This is a genomic window from Ruegeria sp. AB7, assembly GCF_056542625.1.
In genome coordinates, this window is the sequence record NZ_JBQGAC010000001.1 from 433,335 (window position 1) to 451,388 (window position 18,054).

The 18,054-nt window shown below is 56.1% G+C and carries 17 protein-coding genes; 16 read left to right on the forward strand and 1 reads right to left on the reverse strand.

Going from position 1 to position 18,054, the window contains the following annotated elements; genetic code table 11:
* Window positions 1–3: 3 nt before the first annotated feature.
* The 12 genes from ACR0EN_RS02175 (at window position 4) to ACR0EN_RS02230 (ending at window position 11,209) form a co-directional block, all read left to right on the forward strand.
* On the forward strand, window positions 4–735 hold the full coding sequence (locus ACR0EN_RS02175) for an isoprenyl transferase (protein ID WP_170421502.1): 732 nt from the start codon (window positions 4–6) through the stop codon (window positions 733–735).
* Entirely contained in the window at window positions 732–1,514 is a 783-nt protein-coding gene (locus tag ACR0EN_RS02180) for a phosphatidate cytidylyltransferase (RefSeq protein ID WP_170635686.1), read from the forward strand. Before ACR0EN_RS02175 ends, ACR0EN_RS02180 begins: the two co-directional genes overlap by 4 nt.
* A complete protein-coding gene (gene dxr / locus ACR0EN_RS02185; RefSeq protein ID WP_480584998.1) occupies window positions 1,514–2,686 on the forward strand; it encodes a 1-deoxy-D-xylulose-5-phosphate reductoisomerase in 1,173 nt (390 codons plus the stop codon). Before ACR0EN_RS02180 ends, dxr begins: the two co-directional genes overlap by 1 nt.
* Window positions 2,687–2,691: 5 nt before the next feature.
* On the forward strand, window positions 2,692–4,044 hold the full coding sequence (rseP, locus tag ACR0EN_RS02190; protein WP_170817749.1) for an RIP metalloprotease RseP: 1,353 nt from the start codon (window positions 2,692–2,694) through the stop codon (window positions 4,042–4,044).
* Window positions 4,045–4,135: 91 nt separating this feature from the next.
* Window positions 4,136–4,264, forward strand: a complete 129-nt coding sequence (locus ACR0EN_RS02195) for a hypothetical protein (protein WP_255612105.1) — start codon at window positions 4,136–4,138, stop codon at window positions 4,262–4,264.
* Between the two features lie 128 nt (window positions 4,265–4,392).
* Window positions 4,393–6,753, forward strand: coding sequence for an outer membrane protein assembly factor BamA (bamA, locus tag ACR0EN_RS02200; protein WP_170393133.1), 2,361 nt, complete (start codon window positions 4,393–4,395; stop codon window positions 6,751–6,753).
* Window positions 6,754–6,759: 6 nt separating this feature from the next.
* Entirely contained in the window at window positions 6,760–7,344 is a 585-nt protein-coding gene (locus tag ACR0EN_RS02205) for an OmpH family outer membrane protein (RefSeq protein ID WP_170393132.1), read from the forward strand.
* Between the two features lie 72 nt (window positions 7,345–7,416).
* Window positions 7,417–7,890, forward strand: a complete 474-nt coding sequence (gene fabZ, locus ACR0EN_RS02210) for a 3-hydroxyacyl-ACP dehydratase FabZ (RefSeq protein ID WP_170393131.1) — start codon at window positions 7,417–7,419, stop codon at window positions 7,888–7,890.
* Entirely contained in the window at window positions 7,887–8,672 is a 786-nt protein-coding gene (lpxA, locus tag ACR0EN_RS02215) for an acyl-ACP--UDP-N-acetylglucosamine O-acyltransferase (RefSeq protein ID WP_480585001.1), read from the forward strand. Before fabZ ends, lpxA begins: the two co-directional genes overlap by 4 nt.
* Before the next feature lie 4 nt (window positions 8,673–8,676).
* Window positions 8,677–9,471, forward strand: a complete 795-nt coding sequence (locus ACR0EN_RS02220; RefSeq protein WP_480585004.1) for an LpxI family protein — start codon at window positions 8,677–8,679, stop codon at window positions 9,469–9,471.
* Complete coding sequence (gene lpxB / locus ACR0EN_RS02225) at window positions 9,471–10,628, forward strand: lipid-A-disaccharide synthase (protein WP_480585007.1); 1,158 nt, start codon at window positions 9,471–9,473, stop codon at window positions 10,626–10,628. Before ACR0EN_RS02220 ends, lpxB begins: the two co-directional genes overlap by 1 nt.
* A complete protein-coding gene (locus ACR0EN_RS02230) occupies window positions 10,628–11,209 on the forward strand; it encodes a cadmium resistance transporter (protein ID WP_170817752.1) in 582 nt (193 codons plus the stop codon). The genes lpxB and ACR0EN_RS02230 overlap by 1 nt, the downstream gene beginning before the upstream one ends.
* Here ACR0EN_RS02230 and mnmA read toward each other — a convergent pair.
* On the reverse strand, window positions 11,206–12,351 hold the full coding sequence (gene mnmA / locus ACR0EN_RS02235; RefSeq protein WP_170817753.1) for a tRNA 2-thiouridine(34) synthase MnmA: 1,146 nt from the start codon (window positions 12,349–12,351) through the stop codon (window positions 11,206–11,208). The two genes, ACR0EN_RS02230 and mnmA, sit on opposite strands and share 4 nt — an antisense overlap.
* A 130-nt stretch (window positions 12,352–12,481) precedes the next feature.
* Between mnmA and sciP the strand changes: the two genes are divergently transcribed.
* The 4 genes from sciP (at window position 12,482) to recG (ending at window position 18,041) form a co-directional block, all read left to right on the forward strand.
* Window positions 12,482–12,775, forward strand: a complete 294-nt coding sequence (gene sciP, locus ACR0EN_RS02240; RefSeq protein ID WP_170393125.1) for a CtrA inhibitor SciP — start codon at window positions 12,482–12,484, stop codon at window positions 12,773–12,775.
* Between the two features lie 84 nt (window positions 12,776–12,859).
* A complete protein-coding gene (gene ctrA, locus ACR0EN_RS02245) occupies window positions 12,860–13,576 on the forward strand; it encodes a response regulator transcription factor CtrA (protein ID WP_170393124.1) in 717 nt (238 codons plus the stop codon).
* Window positions 13,577–13,701: 125 nt separating this feature from the next.
* Window positions 13,702–15,954 (forward strand): NAD-dependent DNA ligase LigA, encoded by a 2,253-nt coding sequence (ligA, locus tag ACR0EN_RS02250; RefSeq protein ID WP_480585011.1) that lies wholly within the window; start codon window positions 13,702–13,704, stop codon window positions 15,952–15,954.
* The gene (recG, locus tag ACR0EN_RS02255; RefSeq protein ID WP_480585013.1) at window positions 15,951–18,041 is read left to right on the forward strand and encodes an ATP-dependent DNA helicase RecG; all 2,091 of its coding nucleotides are present in this window, start codon (window positions 15,951–15,953) and stop codon (window positions 18,039–18,041) included. The genes ligA and recG overlap by 4 nt, the downstream gene beginning before the upstream one ends.
* The last annotated feature ends 13 nt before the right edge of the window (window positions 18,042–18,054 follow it).

An 18,054-nucleotide genomic window follows, 5' to 3' on the forward strand; every position in this document is an offset into this window, starting at 1 on the left:
GATATGCCAAAGGATCCCGATACCTCTCCGATTGCAGGGCCGCGCCACGTTGCTATCATCATGGACGGCAACGGTCGCTGGGCACAGTCGCGCGGGCGGCCTCGATTGTTTGGCCATCATGCAGGTGCGCGCCGCGTCCGTGAGGTGGTCGAGGCCTGCCCAGGTTTAGGGATCAAGTATCTGACAGTATTTGCGTTTTCGACTGAAAACTGGAAACGCACTCAGGTCGAAGTTGCAGGCCTGATGAGCTTGTTTCGCCGTTACATCGTCAAAGAGACCAAGACCTTGAAAGATAACGGCATTCGGGTCCGTTTCATTGGGGATAGAGTTCGGCTGGATGCCAAGTTGACCGAGCTGATGGATACGCTTGAACGCGAAACACAGAACAATGACCTGGTTCATCTAACCGTTGCCTTGAACTATGGCGGTCGTGACGAGGTGGCGCGCGCGACCAGACGTTTGGCACGTGACGTTGCCGATGGCATTCTGCGCCCCGAGGACGTGGACGAGGAAACTCTGCCCAAATATCTGGACACGCGCGTTCTGCCAGACCCCGATTTGGTGATCCGTACCAGTGGTGAAGCGCGGATTTCGAATTTCCTGCTGTGGCAGTCTGCCTATTCCGAGTACGAATTCATCGATACTCTGTGGCCTGATTTCACCGCTGCAGAACTGGAACGGCTGTGCCGCAACTATGGATCGCGTGAACGGCGGTTTGGAGCGGTCCCGGCATGAGTGATGGCCGATGGTCTGATCTGACTGCCCGGGTTTTGTCGGCTTCGGTTCTTGTGACTATTGCGGCAGTCGAAGTTTGGCTAGGCGGCCTGTGGTTTGAGATATTTATCGGCACCGTCTGCGGTCTGATGATATGGGAACTGATCCGGATGATCGACCCAGAACGTCGGGGTGTCGCGATTCAGCTGGCGATACTGACCGGGTTCGCCGTGGTCCTAAGCTATCATCTACCACCGCTATACAAGCTTCCATGTTTGGTGGCCCCGGCTTTGGTAGGAGCAGGACAGATCAACCGTGCGCGCGGGATATACGTCCTGTTTGCCCTTTGGATAGCGATGTCGGGGCTGGGATTCATATCGATCCGAGAAAACCTGGGATTTGGATGGATGGTTTGGCTGATCCTTGTGGTCGTGGCCACGGATGTCGCCGGGTATTTTGTGGGCAAAACGCTTGGCGGACCTAAGTTCTGGCCCAGAGTTAGCCCCAAGAAGACATGGTCCGGTACGGTTGGAGGCTGGGTTGCCGCCGCGCTGGTCGGAACAGTTTTTGCGCACTATGCCGGTTTCGGCATTGCTTTTATCGTTGTCTCGGTTCTTGCCTCTATGGCCAGCCAGATCGGTGATATTGTTGAAAGCGCGACAAAACGTGGCTTTGGCGTTAAGGACAGCTCAAACCTTATACCCGGTCATGGCGGGTTTCTGGATCGGTTCGATGGGATGATGGGCGCGTCAGTCTTTGTGTTGCTCGCAGGGCTGTTTTACGCGCCCGGAGGTATGTGATGCGAAGGGTATCCATATTTGGTGCGACTGGTTCCATTGGCCAGAATACGATTGATCTGATCGCAAGAAATCCGAATGCCTATGACGTGGTCGCGTTGACCGGTGGATGCAACGTCGCGCAGCTTGCACGCGATGCAGTGCGCCTGGATGCAGACGTGGCGGTGACTGCGTTTGATGACAAACTCGATGATCTGCGTAACGCATTGGCCGGCAGCGGAGTGCGAGCGGCTGCGGGGCAGGCCGCTCTGATCGAGGCCGGGGCGCGACCGGCGGATTGGGTGATGTCGGCGATTGTCGGTTCCGCAGGACTGGCTCCGGGGATCGAAGCGTTGAAACAAGGGGCGACACTCGCGCTTGCCAACAAGGAAACGCTGGTTTGTGCCGGGCCGCTGGTTCTGGAAACGGCTCGGGCGCATGGCGCCACGCTATTACCCGTGGATAGCGAACATTCGGCAGTTTTTCAGGCGCTTGTGGGCGAGGATATGACAAGCGTCGAACGGATCATTATCACCGCAAGCGGTGGAGCGTTCCGGGATTGGCCGCTTGGCGATCTGGCCAAAGCAACTGTTGAACAGGCATCGAGTCATCCGAACTGGAACATGGGACAGCGGATTACGATCGACAGCGCATCTATGTTCAACAAGGCATTGGAAGTTATAGAAACCAAAGAATATTTTGGCGTTAACCCATCGAATATCGAAGTCCTCGTGCACCCCGAATCCATCGTTCACGCACTGGTCGGATTTCAGGACGGCGCCTTGATGGCACATCTGGGGGCTCCGGATATGCGCCATGCCATCGGGTACGCGCTGCATTGGCCCGAACGGCGCGATTTACCTGTTGCGCGTCTGGATCTCGCGCAACTGGGTCAGTTGCGATTTCATGCACCGGATGAAGCGCGTTACCCGGCTTTGCGTCTTGCCCGCGAAGTGATGCAGCGCGGCGGCTTGTCCGGTGCGATCTTCAACGCCGCCAAAGAGCGCGCATTGGACCACTTTATAGAAAACCGGATACGTTTTTTGGATATGGCAGACACGGTGTCGGCCGTGTTGGAGCGCTTTGAGGCCTCAGACAGCCTGATTGATGCACCATTGACCCTTGATAATGTACAGCAAACGGACCATCTCGCACGTCAGTGGGTCGATGAAACCGTATTGGAACGAGCAGGATAGAACTTTTGGACATACTCTCTTTGATCCCGCAATTTGGCAATCTGCTCTACACGATAATAGCCTTTGTTATTGCGCTTTCCGTGATTGTCGCGGTGCACGAATACGGCCACTACATCGTTGGTCGGTGGTCTGGCATTCATGCCGAAGTGTTCTCGATCGGTTTCGGCCCGGTTCTATGGAGCCGCGTAGACAAGCGCGGCACTCGTTGGCAGGTCGCGCTGCTGCCATTTGGCGGTTATGTCAAATTTCTGGGGGATGCCAATGCCGCGTCCGGCAAAGACGTAGACGCGATGAGTGAGATCTCTGCACAAAGCCCGAAAGAGCTGCGCCGCACCATGCACGGCGCCCCGCTTTGGGCGCGTGCGGCTACTGTTGCGGCAGGGCCGGTCTTTAATTTCGTGATGTCGATATTGGTGTTTGGCCTGATTTTCTGGTCGCAGGGTGTTTCCCGTGAACCTTTGACTGTTGGCGCACTGCAGCCGTTGCCTGGTACAATTCAGGGTCTGCAGGAGGGCGATGAGATTATCGCCATCGCAGGCATTCCAACACCGGATTTCGATGACGCAAGCAACTGGTCCGATTTCATCAATTCGCTGCCTGTAGAACCAGAGCTGGACTATACGGTTATCCGAGATGGAGAGACCACTGATGTCGTGGCACCTTGGCTCTTTCCACCGCTAATCCAACAGGTTACGCCGCGCAGTGCAGCGATGGACATACAGTTGCAGCAGGGCGACGTAATCACGGCGGTAGACGGTGATCCGATCTTTGCGTTCGAGCAGCTTAAGGAACATGTCGAAGGATCGAACGGGCGCGTATTGCTGTTGGATGTATGGCGCGATGGGGCGGATTTAGAATTTGCACTTGCGCCCCGACGCACCGACGAGCCGACGTCGGATGGTGGTTTCATCACCCATTGGCGCATCGGTATCGTCGGCGGCATGATGATCGATCCCGAAACCGTTCCAGCGGGCATTTGGGATTCGATCGAAGGTGGCGTAGTCCAAACCGGGCGCATCATCGAAGGCTCACTGTCGGGAATGTGGCACATGATCACCGGAGCGATCAGCACCTGCAACATTTCCGGGCCGATCGGTATTGCCGAAACCTCGGGTGCTATGGCCAGCCAGGGGGCACAAAACTTCATCTTCTTCATCGCCGTATTGTCAACGGCGGTCGGGTTGCTGAACCTTTTCCCGATCCCAGCCTTGGATGGGGGGCATTTGCTGTTCTACGCTTATGAAGCTGTGTCTGGTAGACCACCCAGTGATAAAGCGCTGAGGGTACTGATGGGGGTCGGTGTCACGCTGATCCTGTCATTGATGCTTTTCTCGGTCAGTAATGATCTGTTCTGCTGATTAAGGCGATCTTGGCACCGTTCCGACGCAAAATTGCCGCAATTCATGCCTATCTTATTGAGGTGCATCGATAAGTGTAGGCTTGAGTTCAATGACCAAGGCGTTTCAAAAATCCTATCAGAGTGTCAGCGTCCTGTTCCAGTTGAACTGGGATATGCTGCTTAGCTTTGCCGTGACCGCACTGGCTCTAGCTGTTGGTGGTTATCTGCTCGGTTTGTGATTCTCCTGAACATGTCTGACTTACGTGCAACGGCCTGATGGGCCGTTTTTGCTTTTTCGTCTTTTGACATGGCCTCACAATCGGGCTACTCAGCAGCTAAAGGCTGAAAATTCTGGGTAGTGATAAAAATGACTGACAGCAGGCGCACGGGCACATACTGCGGCTCGCGGGGGCGGAAAAGCAACATTTTGTGGCAGGCACTAACGTTCTTTTTCCTTTTTGCTACACCGGGTTTACTGGTTCTGACGCAGCCCGCGCAGGCGCAATCCTACACCATCAACAGCTTCGAGGTTGAGGGCAATCGACGGATCGAGACTTCGACGATTATCGCCCGCACCGGAATCGAACCGGGGCAGACTGTTACGGCAGGACAATTGAATGATGCCTTCCAGCGTTTGCTTGACAGTGGTGTTTTTGAAACAGTCGAACTTACACCGCGTGGCAGTACGTTGGTCATCGCGGTCGAGGAATACCCGACCATCAACCAGATTAGCATCGAGGGCAATCGCCGCGTAAAAGATGATCTCCTGCTCGAAGCGATATCGTCCCAAACCCGCCGCGTATTCACGCCTCAACAGGCCGAAGCGGACGCTGACCTGATTGCCGAAGTATATTCGGCGCAGGGCCGCGTATCCGCGACGGTTATCCCGCGTATCATACGTCGCAGCGATAACCGTGTCGATCTGGTGTTCGAAGTCGCCGAAGGAACGACAATCGAGGTCGAGCGCGTCAGTTTTGTAGGAAACCGCGCGTTTTCGGACCGTCGCCTGCGCCGCGTGCTTGAAACAAAGCAGGCGAACATTCTGCGGACCTTCCTTCGCGGCGACACCTTCATTGCCGACAGAATCGAATTCGACAAACAGGTGATCCGAGATTTCTACCTGTCACGCGGTTATATCGATTTTCGCGTCAATAGTGCCAATGTCGAATTCACCCGTGAACGGGATGCATTCTTTCTGGTTATGAACGTCACAGAAGGACAGCGGTTCTCGTTCGGTCAGATTACGACCGTCAGTGAGATCCCGGGTGTGGACCCGGCGCCTTATCAGGCGGCTCTGAAAGTCAAACCAGGTGTAATTTACTCTCCGACGGTGCTTGAGAACTCGATCGCGCGGATGGAGCGTCTGGGGCTGAAAAACGGCGTTGATTTTCTGCGGGTCGAGCCCCGGGTAACGCGTAATCCCCGCGATCTGACATTGGATGTCCAGTTCGTGCTGACCCGTGGCCCGCGTATCTTTGTGGAACGCATCGATATCGAGGGGAACACAACCACGCTAGACCGTGTGATCCGCCGTCAATTCGATACCGTTGAAGGCGACCCCTTCAATCCCCGCGAAATCCGCCAGAGCGCCGAACGTATTCGCGCCTTGGGTTTCTTCTCGGTCGCTGATGTGGAAACCCGCGAGGGATCGTCGCCAAGCCAGGTTATCGTGGACGTGGATGTCGAAGAACAACCAACCGGTTCGTTGAGCCTGGGTGGTAGCTACTCGGTCTCGGACGGTTTCGGGATCGCAATCGGATTGAATGAATCGAACTTCCTCGGCCGCGGGCAAAACCTGGGTATCACGTTGTCGACAGCTCAGGATTCTGAACAGTACGTTATCAACTTTACCGAGCCTTATCTGCTGGGCCGTAAGCTACGCTTTGATCTTGGGCTTGGTCTGGCCAGCACCAATTCGAGCTTTGCCAGCTACGACACAAAAACAGTGTTCTTCCGCCCACAGCTGAGCTACGCGATCGGTGAATTGTCGGCGCTGCGTCTTCGCTATGGTTGGGATCGCAGCGAAATGACCCAGCAGAGCAATGAGCGGAACGGCGCTGTCATCTCATCAGAGATCGATCAGGGGAAACGAACCAGCAGTTCTCTGGGTGTGTCCTACGTATACGATAGCCGTATTGGTGGCCTGAACCCCACAGCGGGCGTCCTGTTCGAAGTCGGCGTGGATGCTGCTGGTCTTGGCGGGGACAATGAATTCTTCAAAACCACGGCACGGGCGATAGCCCAAAAACGCGTCCTCAACGAAGAAGTCGTATTGCGCGCGACGCTTGAATTGGGTGCACTGAACTGGACCGGGGACGATTTCAGCCGCACGCTCGACCGGTTTGTTCTAGGTCCTAGCACATTCCGCGGGTTTGAGCCTGCTGGTATCGGGCCGCGTGACCTTTCGAACGGGCAGGACGATGCCATCGGCGGCAACTACTACTGGGTTGCTCGTTTCGAATCGGACTTCCCGCTGGGGCTGCCCGAAGAACTGGGGCTGCGTGGCGGCGTCTTCTATGATGTTGGCAACCTCTACAATCTCAACAACGTCAACACCGCTGGCGCTGATATTGTTGGTGAAAGCGGTTCGATCCGGCATGTTGTAGGGGTATCCGTACTGTGGGAAACACCGTTTGGTCCGCTTCGCTTCAACTTCTCGCAGGCCCTCAAGAAAGAGGACTTCGATAAAGAGCAAAGCTTTGACCTGACCGTTCAAGCCAGGTTCTGATCGCGAATGATCACCGAAGTTAAGAACATCCTGCAGGGCCCGCTAAGGGCCCTGTGCGTTTTGGTACTTGTAGCTGTAGCAATGCCGCTGGGTGCGCAGCAATTGGGCGTGCCGCAAACAGACGTTCTGACAATCTCCAGTGAGCGTTTGTTTGCAGATTCCGCCTTTGGGCAGCGGGTCTTTCGCGAGATTGAAGCCGAAAGCACCCTTTTGGCCGAAGAAAACGAAAGGATTGTGGCGCAGTTGAGCAAGGAAGAAAAAGATCTGACCGAAAAGAGGTCAGATCTTTCGGCGGACGAGTTTCGCCCGCTTGCCGAAGCTTTTGACGAGAAAGTTCAATCACACCGTGACGGCCAGCGCGCCAAACTGGACGCATTAGCGCGGCGCGGCGAAGAGGCGCGCGGTCAGTTTTTTGAAATGGCGCAACCGGTGCTGATCGAATTGCTGCGCGAATTTGGCGCCTCGATTGTGATCGAGCGGTCCAATGTGGTTCTAAGCACGGACGCCTCAGATATTACCAACGCTGCGATCGCCAGGATCGATGCCGCAATCGGCGACGGCGCTACACTTGAAAACAATAACAACGAATAGGCTGGCTTGCCCTTGGGTACGGGTATTGCTAACCACGCTTGAAAGAGACATCCAGAACAGGACATCCGCACCATGACCACGGAAACCAAGAGCGCCGACATTCAGCTGATTCAGCGTATATTGCCGCATCGCTATCCGTTTTTGCTGGTCGACAAGGTTGTGGATATCGATGGCTATCAATCAGCGGTGGGCATCAAGAATGTCACCATGAACGAGCCGCACTTTCAGGGCCATTTCCCCGGAACTCCGATCATGCCTGGCGTGACCATTGTCGAGGCGATGGCGCAGACTGCAGGAGTTATGCTGGGTGTCGGCATGGATGTCATCGACAGCGAGTTGCTGATCTATTTCATGAATATCGACAAATGCAAATTCCGCCGCAAGGTCGTACCAGGCGATGTTCTCGAAATGCATGTCGAAACTGTACGCGGTAAGAAAGGTGGCAAGATCTTCAAGTTCAGCGGCCGCGCGACAGTCGAGGGCGAGGTTGCTGCCGAAGCTGAATTTTCGGCCTATGTCGACTGGGACATGGAAAAAACAACATGAGCGGTATTCATCCCAGCGCCATTATCGAAGACGGTGCGCAGATCGGGCAGGGTTGTACGATTGGTCCATTCTGCCATATCGGTCCGCAGGTCCGTCTGGGCGATCGGGTCGAATTGAAATCCCATGTCGTAGTCACCGGCGATACGTCAATTGGTGATGACACAGTGATTTTTAGCTTCGCAGTAGTCGGTGAAATCCCACAAGATAAGAAATTCGGTGGTGAGAACACACGCCTTGAAATCGGTGAACGCAATCGCATTCGCGAGCATGTGACCATCAACACCGGCACGGATGGCGGCGGTGGTATCACCCGGATTGGCGATGACTGCTTACTGATGGCCGGTGTCCACGTGGCGCATGATGTACAAATCGGCAACCGGGTCATTCTGGTGAATCACGCTGGCGCGGCTGGTCACTGTATTATCGAGGATGACGTCATCGTTGGTGGTATTTCGGGCTTGCATCAGTTCGTGCGCGTAGGTCGCGGTGCCATCATTGGCGCGCTTACGATGGTCCCGAATGATGTGATCCCATATGGGCTTGTTCAGGCGCCTCGGGGCGAGCTGGATGGCTTGAATCTGGTCGGTTTGAAACGGCGTGGTGTAACGCGTGAGGATATCTCGGCATTGCGCGCGGCCTTCAAGGAACTGTCAGAAGGAGACGGCACCTTCATGGATCGCGCCAACCGACTAAGTGAGGAAGCAGACAACGAATACGTGCGCCAGATCGTCGAGTTTGTGACGGGGCAAACGGATCGTTCATTCCTGACCCCAAGGAAGTAAGCCAATGCTGGCCTTGATCGCAGGAACTGGGGTTTTACCGGACGAGGTGGTCGCCTGTCTGCCAAACCGTCCGCTGATCTGTGCGCTGGAAGGGTTTGAGCCTGATACGCTGAACACCGATGTGGTTTTTCCGCTTGAGCAACTCGGCAGTTTCATCGCTGATCTCAAAGCGCGCGGCGTGACCGAGATTTGCATGGCAGGGGCAGTGCGTCGTCCGACCGTCAATCCCGCCCGCATTGATGCGGCCACGATGCCTCTGGTGCCGATCCTGCAAAAGGCCATTATGGCCGGTGACGATGGCGCATTGCGCGCGGTCATTGGTATTTTTGAGGATGCAGACCTGACGGTTCGTGCGGCGCATGAAATCGCGCCGGATTTGCTGCCGCCTCTTGGTACGTTGACCGAAACCCAGCCTTCTGAAGCGGATCACGCAGACGCGGACCGAGCGGCAGGAATTCTGCGCAGCATGGGGGCGGCGGATATCGGTCAGGCTTGTGTAGTACTGAAATCCCAAGCACTGGCGATCGAAGGCATCTATGGCACCGCATGGATGCTGCAATCCTTGACACAGCGCCCCGACGCGGGCGGTGGCATTCTGTACAAAGGCCCAAAGCCAGATCAGGATCGCCGCGCTGATATGCCTGCCATCGGACCCGACACTGTGTCGGGGGCCGTTGCTGCGGGCCTGTCTGGCATTGTCATTGAAAAGGGCGGCGTCATCGTTTTGCAACGCGACCGCGTAATCGAAGAGTGCAATCGCCTTGGCCTGTTTCTTTATGTCCGCGAGCGCACGGTCTGATGCGCGTCTTTCTGGTCGCCGGTGAACCTTCGGGCGACCGATTGGGGGCCGCGTTGATGGAAGGTTTGCGTACCCTTTTGCCAGAAGTGCGATTTGATGGGATTGGCGGGCCGCTGATGCAGGCGCAGGGGCTAACCAGCCGATTTCCCATGTCTGAACTCAGCATCATGGGGTTGGTCGAGGTTCTGCCCAAGTACTTTCACCTGAAACGCCGTATCGCTGAGACTGCTCAGGCAGTTCTGGACACGCAGCCGGATGTATTGATCACCATCGACAGCCCGGATTTCTCGTTGCGTGTGGCTAAGCTGGTAAAGGCCTCCAGCGAGATTCGCACTGTCCACTACGTTGCCCCCAGCGTTTGGGCCTGGAGGCCGGGGCGCGCAGACAAGATGGCGAAAGTAATCGATCACGTCCTTGCGCTATTACCCTTCGAACCGCCGTATATGGAGCGGGCAGGGATGGAGTGTGACTTTGTCGGCCATCCGGTTGTGAACGAACCCATTGCGTCCGATCAGGATATCCAGCGGTTCCGCGCGGCTCACGATCTAGGCGACGCGCCCATCGTGCTGGCTTTGCCCGGCTCTCGACGGGGTGAGGTCGAACGGCTGGCTCCGATCTTTGGCGCTGCTTTACAGGAATTTCTGAAAGACCGTCCCGATATGCGCGTGGTCGTGCCCGCAGTTGCACATATGGTTGATGCGGTCGCCGAACAGGTTCGGAACTGGCCGGGGAATCCGATAGTTGTCGATCCGCGGGAATTGCCCTCGGACGACGCGCAAGCGCAGAAACGGGCAGCGTTTGCCGCAGCTGATCTTGCATTGGCTGCATCCGGCACGGTCTCATTGGAACTGGCCGCGCAGGCAACACCGATGGTGATCGCCTATAACCTCAACTGGCTGACCACGCTGATCGCAAAACGAATGGTTAAGCTGGACACCGTCACACTGGTCAATCTGGTCTCGGAGACACACGCAGTACCCGAATGTCTGCTGGATGAATGCCAACCGGACAAGATCGCTTCGGCGTTGGAACAGGTGGCCGCCACCCCCGACGCCCAACATCAAGCCATGGCGACGACGATGGAGCGTCTTGGTCGCGGTGGCGAAGCACCGGGTCGGCGTGCGGCAAGGGCCGTTTTGGACAGAATGAAATCGTGATGCTGGATCACACGATCTTCGCTGCTTCGGCCTTCATGGCGCAGGTTTTGACCAATCTCGACAACCTTGCAGCTCTTGTAGCGTTGATGATGGTGTCTGGTCCGCGCCGGACCGTTGCGGGGTTCCTGCTGGCGCAGATGTTAATCATCGCTGCCGCCTTATTGTTGGCCTTGGGTGTCGATGATGTGGTGCCAAATTGGGCTGGATATCTGGGCGTGATACCACTTGGCCTCGGGCTGATCGGAGTTATCCGTCAGTTCCGCGGATCGGAGACCGAGGAGGCCCCTCAAATATCCACGGGTGCTTCGACATTCGTCACCATGCTGCTGTTCATAAGTCTGTCGATGGACACGTTCGCTGTGCTTGCGCCGCTATTGGCCGACTCAGCCCCCAGCTATCGGATTGCGGGTGTCACCGGCGCGGTGGCAGCAGCGCTGACGCTGACCATGCTGGGGCTTTGGGGTGCACAATCCCCAATCATGACCGGCGGTTTCGCACGTCGGCTTGAGAAACTGGTGCCTTACGTGATGATTTGTGCCGGGATCTATATCCTCAGCAACTCGTGGACTGACGCGATTTAGTAACCGCGCCAGATCCAGCCGCCGCCAAAGATACGGCTGCCATTGGTTTCGTAGAACACACAAGCCTGACCCGGAGAGATACCTTCCTCGGGCGTCAGCAATTCAACCTCGGCTGTTGTGTCCGAAAGGGGGCGAATAATCGCCTCACGCGGCGGGCGGGTCGAGCGGACTTTGACCGAAACATGCCATTCGTTCTTTGACGTGAACGGTTCGTCACCCAGCCAATTGATCTCGCGCACGGGAACGGTTCTTGTGGCCAACATCTCTTTGGGGCCGACAACAACCTGTTTCTTGTCCACATCCAGCTTGACCACATACAAAGGTTCGCTGAGACCACCGATACCGAGCCCACGACGCTGACCGATCGTATAGTGAATCACCCCGTTATGCTGCGCCAGAACGCGGCCATCGGCGTGTACGATCTCACCAGGTTCTGCGGCTCCGGGGCGCAGTTTTTCGATCACGCTGGCATAGTTTCCGTTGGGCACAAAACAGATGTCCTGACTATCCGGCTTGTCCGCAACGGCCAGCCCATATTGTGCCGCCATCTCGCGCGTGGCGTCTTTGGAGGGCAGGTGGCCTAGCGGGAAACGCAGGAAATCCAACTGTTCTGGTGTGGTCGAAAATAGGAAATAGGACTGATCGCGATTTGCATCCTCAGCGCTATGAAGCTCGGCGCCTTTGGGGCCCATCTTGCGCTGAATATAGTGGCCCGTGGCCATGCAGTCGGCCTCAAGGTCCTTGGCGGTCTCAAGCAAGTCCTTGAACTTCACCCGTTCATTGCAACGGATGCAGGGCACCGGAGTCGCGCCGGCAAGATAGCTGTCGGCGAATTCGTCGATTACAGCGTCCTTGAAGATATTTTCATAGTCCAAGACGTAGTGAGGGAACCCGCGTTCTTCCGCCACGCGACGCGCATCGTGGATGTCGATCCCCGCACAGCACGCGCCTTTCTTGGCCAACGCCGCACCGTGATCGTAAAGCTGCAGAGTAACACCTACGACATCATAGCCTTGATCAGCGAGATGGGCCGCCACAACAGAGCTGTCCACACCGCCGGACATGGCCACGACAACCCGCGTTTCCGAGGGTGGTTTGGCAAAGCCAAGCGAGTTCAGCGGGGTCTCGGTATCGAGGGCCATAGGCGGTTCCTGTCCGGGTTAAGAAAGACCGGCAGAATATAAGAAAATTCTAGACACTCTCAAGGGGCGGTTTCACGCCCTTTTAAGTAGGCTGGGTGCAGCTTTGTCGCAGCAGCAGAAGGTATGAGAGATGTATTTGCACAAAGTGGAAGGTCCAAGGTCGGTCACCCTACCGGACGGGAGCGTGCTGACACGCGCCGATTTGCCTCCTGCGGATACGCGGCGCTGGGTGGCGTCGCGCAAGGTGATCGTCGTGCGTGGTGTACTTTATGGGTTGATTTCGTTGTCCGAAGCCAAAAAGCGCTATGGCATCAGCGATGAAGAGTTCAACTCGTGGGTCTCAGCAGTTGCTGAGCACGGGATCGATGCGTTGAAGGTGACGGCCTTAAAAAAATATCGACAACTTAAAGGTGAAAGTGAATAAATGATTCAACGGTAACGTCAGATTAACCATTTTTATTCAGGCTCAAATCAGTTGAAGAATTTGACCTAAATTGGAGCAGTGAACATGCGCATACTTCTTGTCGAGGATGATCCAACCACGTCCAAAAGCATCGAACTGATGCTGACACACGCCAATCTCAACGTGTATGCGACGGACCTTGGCGAAGAAGGCATCGATCTGGCCAAGCTATATGATTACGACCTCATCCTGTTGGACTTGAATCTGCCGGATATGAACGGCCATGAAGTGTTGCGCCAACTGCGCATAGCACGAGTAGAGACACCGATCCTGATTCTGTCGGGCGCTGATGACACCGAAAGCAAGATCAAGGGATTTGGATTTGGAGCAGACGATTATCTGACCAAACCTTTCCATCGCGAAGAGCTGGTGGCGCGCATTCATGCGATTATCCGCCGCTCTAAGGGGCATTCTCAATCCGTGATACACACCGGGCAGGTCGCCGTAAATCTGGATGCCAAAACCGTAGAGGTGAACGGAAAAACCGTACACCTGACAGGCAAGGAATATCAGATGCTGGAACTTCTGAGCCTGCGGAAAGGAACAACACTGACCAAAGAAATGTTCCTGAACCATCTCTACGGCGGCATGGATGAGCCCGAGCTCAAGATTATCGACGTCTTCATCTGCAAGTTACGCAAGAAACTCAGCAATGCGACCGGTGGTGAGAATTATATCGAGACGGTCTGGGGCCGTGGATATGTCCTGCGTGATCCGCAAGCCAACAACATGGGTGAAACCCGCATGGCCGTGGGTGCCTAATCTGATCTGATTGCTACCGTCGATGGTCCGGGGCGGTAAATCCACTCGCGTGTCAGCACAACACTGGACCTGACCATGGCCTCGTCCTATCACTGGTTTTCAAGACGACGTGACAGGGCGGGGCCATGAGCGATACCACAGAAATCGCAGATCTGACAGAAGATGAAGCACGGGAAGAATTGGCCCGGCTCGCCAAGGAATTGCTGCGGGCAAACCAGCTTTATCACACTGAAGATGCTCCAGAAATTTCGGATGCCGACTATGATGCTCTCAAGCGTCGCAATGCCGAGATCGAGGCGCGATTCCCCGAACTGAAACGCTCCGACAGCCCTACTGAACAAGTGGGCGCACGCGTTTCAGATGGGTTTGCAAAAGTGACCCACGCCGTGCGTATGATGTCACTGGGCAATGCGTTTGATGACACGGATGTTGCCGATTTTGACCGCTCGATCCGCAAATATCTGGGACTGGGAGATGAGGCACCGCTCGCCTATACAGCTGAGCCCAAAATCGACGGCCTGTCATTATCCCTACGGTATGAGCAGGGTGAACTGATGCAGGCTGCAACACGTGGTGATGGTGAGACCGGTGAAAACGTTACCGCAAATGCGCGTACGCTTTCCGATATTCCACACCGAATTGAGGGTGCACCAGACGTTCTTGAGGTTCGCGGCGAGGTATACATGTCTCACCATGATTTCGAGGCTTTGAACGCACGTCAGGTCGAAACAGGTGGAAAGACCTTTGCAAATCCGCGCAACGCTGCGGCTGGTTCCCTCCGTCAATTGGATTCCGAAATAACACGATCTCGCCCGCTGAAATTCTTTGCCTACGCCTGGGGTGAACTGTCTGCACCGCTAGCTGAGACTCAGATGGGCGCAATTGATCGCCTCAAAACCTTGGGGTTCCAGGTAAATGCGCTGACAAGGCGTTGCTCAACGACTAATGAGATGTTGGAACATTACCGTCAGATTGAAGCTCAGCGCGCGACCTTGGGCTATGACATTGATGGGGTCGTATACAAGGTCGATGATCTGAGTCTGCAGGCCCGGCTGGGTTTCCGATCTACCACGCCCCGCTGGGCGATTGCGCACAAGTTTCCCGCCGAACTGGCTTGGACGCGGCTTGAAGCCATCGACATTCAGGTGGGTCGTACGGGCGCGCTTAGCCCGGTAGCGCGGCTGCATCCGGTAACCGTTGGCGGGGTAGTTGTTTCGAACGCGACCCTACACAATGAAGATTATATTGCAGGGCGGGACGCCAAAGGCGGAGTCATTCGTGAGGGCAAGGATATTCGCGTTGGAGATTGGGTTCAGGTCTATCGGGCCGGGGATGTGATCCCGAAAATCTCGGATGTTGATCTGTCGAAACGACCCGATGATGCGCGGCCCTTCGCTTTCCCGACGACATGCCCGGAATGTGACAGCGACGCGATCCGGGAAGAGGGGGATGCGGTCCGCCGCTGCACAGGGGGGCTGATATGTCCCGCTCAGGCGGTTGAAAAACTCAAACATTTCGTATCGCGCAAGGCGTTCGATATCGAAGGGCTTGGCGCAAAACAAATCGAGATGTTTTATGGCGATCCTCTTCTGCCAATAAACACACCCGCTGACATATTTACATTGAAAGATCGCGACACCGAAAACCAGGCTCGGTTGAAAAACCGCGACGGCTGGGGCGAGACATCGGCCAGCAACCTGTTCGCAGCGATCGATGATAAGCGGACCATACCGTTCGCCCGTCTGTTGTTCGCTCTGGGGATTCGTCATGTGGGCGAAGTTGGTGCGCGAGATTTGGCGTTGTTTTATCGGGAATGGGATGTAATGGCGGCCTCCATTGATACGGCCCGGCCTGCCGCGCTTGCGCAGCGTGCAGCCGATGAAGCGGAAGACGCCGAGAGAATCGCGGCTACTGCAGAAGCGAGACGCGCGAAAGTTAAAGAAGTTCGGGATGCGGCTTTCGCGCGAATGGATGTTTCGACAGATGCCGCCAGCGCCTGGGCTGATCTGATTGGTATCGACGGAATCGGCGCCACGCTCGGGTTGTCACTATCTGATGCGTTTGCCAATTCGGAGGAACGCCAAGCATTTGATGATCTGCGTAAACATCTGACGGTTGTTCCACCAGAGGCTCCTGCGTCAGACAGTCCGGTCGCAGGAAAAACCGTCGTGTTTACAGGAACGCTTGAAAAGATGACACGCGCCGAGGCCAAGGCCCGCGCCGAAGCGTTAGGGGCCAAAGTGTCCGGCTCAGTCAGCCAGAAAACCGATTTGCTGGTCTCGGGTCCGGGCGCAGGGTCCAAGGCGAAAAAAGCGGCTGATCTGGGCATCGAAACCTTGGATGAAGATAGCTGGCTTCAACTGATTGGCGATCTATGAGCGGTAGGCCTGAACAGCTCTTTCCGCTGTTTGCGGGTCTTGAAACACTAGATGGTGTGGGGCCGAAGACCACGCAGCTTCTGGGCCAATTGGGGATCGATTCACCGCGCGATGTATTGTTTTCGCTACCCTATGCGGTGATTGACCGGCGGCGACGCGATACGATTCAGGGCGCCGACCTTCCGACGACTCTGACTGTTGAGGTGACAATCGGCGCGCATCGAGCACCGCGGAACAAAGGGGGCGCATATCGCATTCATGTTGAAGACAGTCAGGCGGATTTCCAACTGGTGTTTTTTCATGCCCGAGGGGACTATCTGAAGAAGCTGTTGCCGGAGGGCGCACGCCGGGTGGTATCGGGAAAGCTTGAGCTGTTCGATGGCATGGCTCAGATGGTACACCCCGATCATATGGTCGCGCCTGAAAACGCAGGCGAATTGCCCGAGTTTGAACCGGTTTATCATCTGACGCAGGGTGTGACGCAAAAAACTGCCTATAAAGCTGCTCAAAGTGCGTTGGCGCGAGTACCTGCATTGGCCGAATGGGCCGACCCCGCTCAGGTGGCACAACAGAATTGGCCAGATTGGACAACAGCAATTCACGCTGCGCATCACCCGCATGGGGCGGACGACGTAGCACCTTTTGCGCCTGCGCGGGAACGTCTGGCTTACGATGAGCTGCTCGCACATCAACTGACGCTGGCCCTGGCACGACAGCGTGAGCGTAAAGCGCGGGGGATCGTCAGTCTCGGCACCGGTGCTTTGCAATCCAAGGTGCTGGCAAGCCTTCCATATCGACCAACCGGAGCGCAGACACGCGCGATCGAGGAAATCTCGGCAGATATGGCCGCTGAGACGCGGATGAACCGGTTGCTTCAGGGCGATGTGGGGGCAGGAAAGACTCTGGTAGCATTTGGTTCGCTGCTTATAGCCGTCGAAGCTGGCGGGCAGGGGGTGATGATGGCCCCTACCGAAATCCTTGCCCGGCAGCATCTTGAAGGGCTGCGACCATTGGCAGAAGAAGCCGGAGTTGTGCTGGAAATCCTGACCGGGCGCGACAAGGGGGCTGAGCGTCGAGCGAAGCTGGCTGCGCTGAAGCAGGGAGATATTCAGATATTGGTCGGCACCCACGCCGTGTTTCAGGACGATGTTGAATTCAAAGCCCTAAGGCTAGCCATCGTTGATGAGCAGCACCGTTTTGGCGTCCGCCAACGCATGGAGCTTTCCGAAAAAGGCCAGCGCGCTGATGTGCTGGTGATGACCGCTACGCCCATCCCGCGCAGTTTGGCGCTTGCGCAGTACGGCGATATGGACGTCTCGGTGCTGGATGAAAAGCCGCCGGGTCGTAAACCAATCAAGACCGCAGTCGTCAGCACGCAACGCATGGACGAAGTTGTGGCCCATCTGCGCGGTGCGATTGATGCAGGCAAACAATGCTATTGGGTGTGCCCTTTAGTCGATGAATCCGAGATCTCGGACCTGACTGCGGCTGAGGAGCGTTTCAAACGGTTGCGCGCGATCTTGGGGGACGATGTGGTGGGTCTGGTACACGGCCAAATGCCGCCCGCCGATAAAGACGCGGCAATGGCGGCGTTTCAGAGTGGTAAGACCAAAGTCCTTGTCGCTACTACGGTGATCGAGGTTGGGGTGAACGTGCCGAACGCCACGATCATGGTGATTGAGCGGGCAGAGATTTTTGGTCTGGCGCAGTTGCATCAGCTTAGGGGCCGAGTTGGACGTGGTGAAGATGCCTCAACCTGTTTGTTGATGTATCAGCCACCGCTTAGCGAGGGTGGTCGAAAACGGCTGGAGGTACTCCGAGAAACTGAAGACGGCTTCCGCATTGCCGAGACCGATCTGCAGATGCGCGGTGCGGGTGACTTGATCGGAACCGCACAGTCTGGCCTGCCAAAGTTCCGGATAGCTGATCTTGAAAGGCAAGCTGGGCTGATGGCGGTGGCGCAATCAGATGCGCGCGCTTTGCTGTCCGCAGACCCCAAATTGACCTCGGATCGGGGGCAGGCTGCGCGTGTTCTTCTGTGGCTTATGAAGCAGGATCAGGCGATCCGTTTGATATCAGTGGGTTAGACCGAAAATCCCA

Bases quoted from the DNA above. Each gene is read 5' to 3' on its own strand.
- ligA (WP_480585011.1), top strand. From the start codon at position 13,702: ATGAGCGATACCACAGAAATCGCAGATCTGACAGAAGATGAAGCACGG.
- bamA (WP_170393133.1), top strand. From the start codon at position 4,393: ATGACTGACAGCAGGCGCACGGGCACATACTGCGGCTCGCGGGGGCGG.
- ACR0EN_RS02220 (WP_480585004.1), top strand. From the start codon at position 8,677: ATGCTGGCCTTGATCGCAGGAACTGGGGTTTTACCGGACGAGGTGGTC.
- ctrA (WP_170393124.1), top strand. From the start codon at position 12,860: ATGCGCATACTTCTTGTCGAGGATGATCCAACCACGTCCAAAAGCATC.
- fabZ (WP_170393131.1), top strand. From the start codon at position 7,417: ATGACCACGGAAACCAAGAGCGCCGACATTCAGCTGATTCAGCGTATA.
- lpxA (WP_480585001.1), top strand. From the start codon at position 7,887: ATGAGCGGTATTCATCCCAGCGCCATTATCGAAGACGGTGCGCAGATC.
- lpxB (WP_480585007.1), top strand. From the start codon at position 9,471: ATGCGCGTCTTTCTGGTCGCCGGTGAACCTTCGGGCGACCGATTGGGG.
- ACR0EN_RS02175 (WP_170421502.1), top strand. From the start codon at position 4: ATGCCAAAGGATCCCGATACCTCTCCGATTGCAGGGCCGCGCCACGTT.
- ACR0EN_RS02205 (WP_170393132.1), top strand. From the start codon at position 6,760: ATGATCACCGAAGTTAAGAACATCCTGCAGGGCCCGCTAAGGGCCCTG.
- recG (WP_480585013.1), top strand. From the start codon at position 15,951: ATGAGCGGTAGGCCTGAACAGCTCTTTCCGCTGTTTGCGGGTCTTGAA.
- dxr (WP_480584998.1), top strand. From the start codon at position 1,514: ATGCGAAGGGTATCCATATTTGGTGCGACTGGTTCCATTGGCCAGAAT.
- ACR0EN_RS02180 (WP_170635686.1), top strand. From the start codon at position 732: ATGAGTGATGGCCGATGGTCTGATCTGACTGCCCGGGTTTTGTCGGCT.
- ACR0EN_RS02230 (WP_170817752.1), top strand. From the start codon at position 10,628: ATGCTGGATCACACGATCTTCGCTGCTTCGGCCTTCATGGCGCAGGTT.
- mnmA (WP_170817753.1), bottom strand. From the start codon at position 12,351: ATGGCCCTCGATACCGAGACCCCGCTGAACTCGCTTGGCTTTGCCAAA.
- sciP (WP_170393125.1), top strand. From the start codon at position 12,482: ATGTATTTGCACAAAGTGGAAGGTCCAAGGTCGGTCACCCTACCGGAC.
- ACR0EN_RS02195 (WP_255612105.1), top strand. From the start codon at position 4,136: ATGACCAAGGCGTTTCAAAAATCCTATCAGAGTGTCAGCGTCCTGTTC.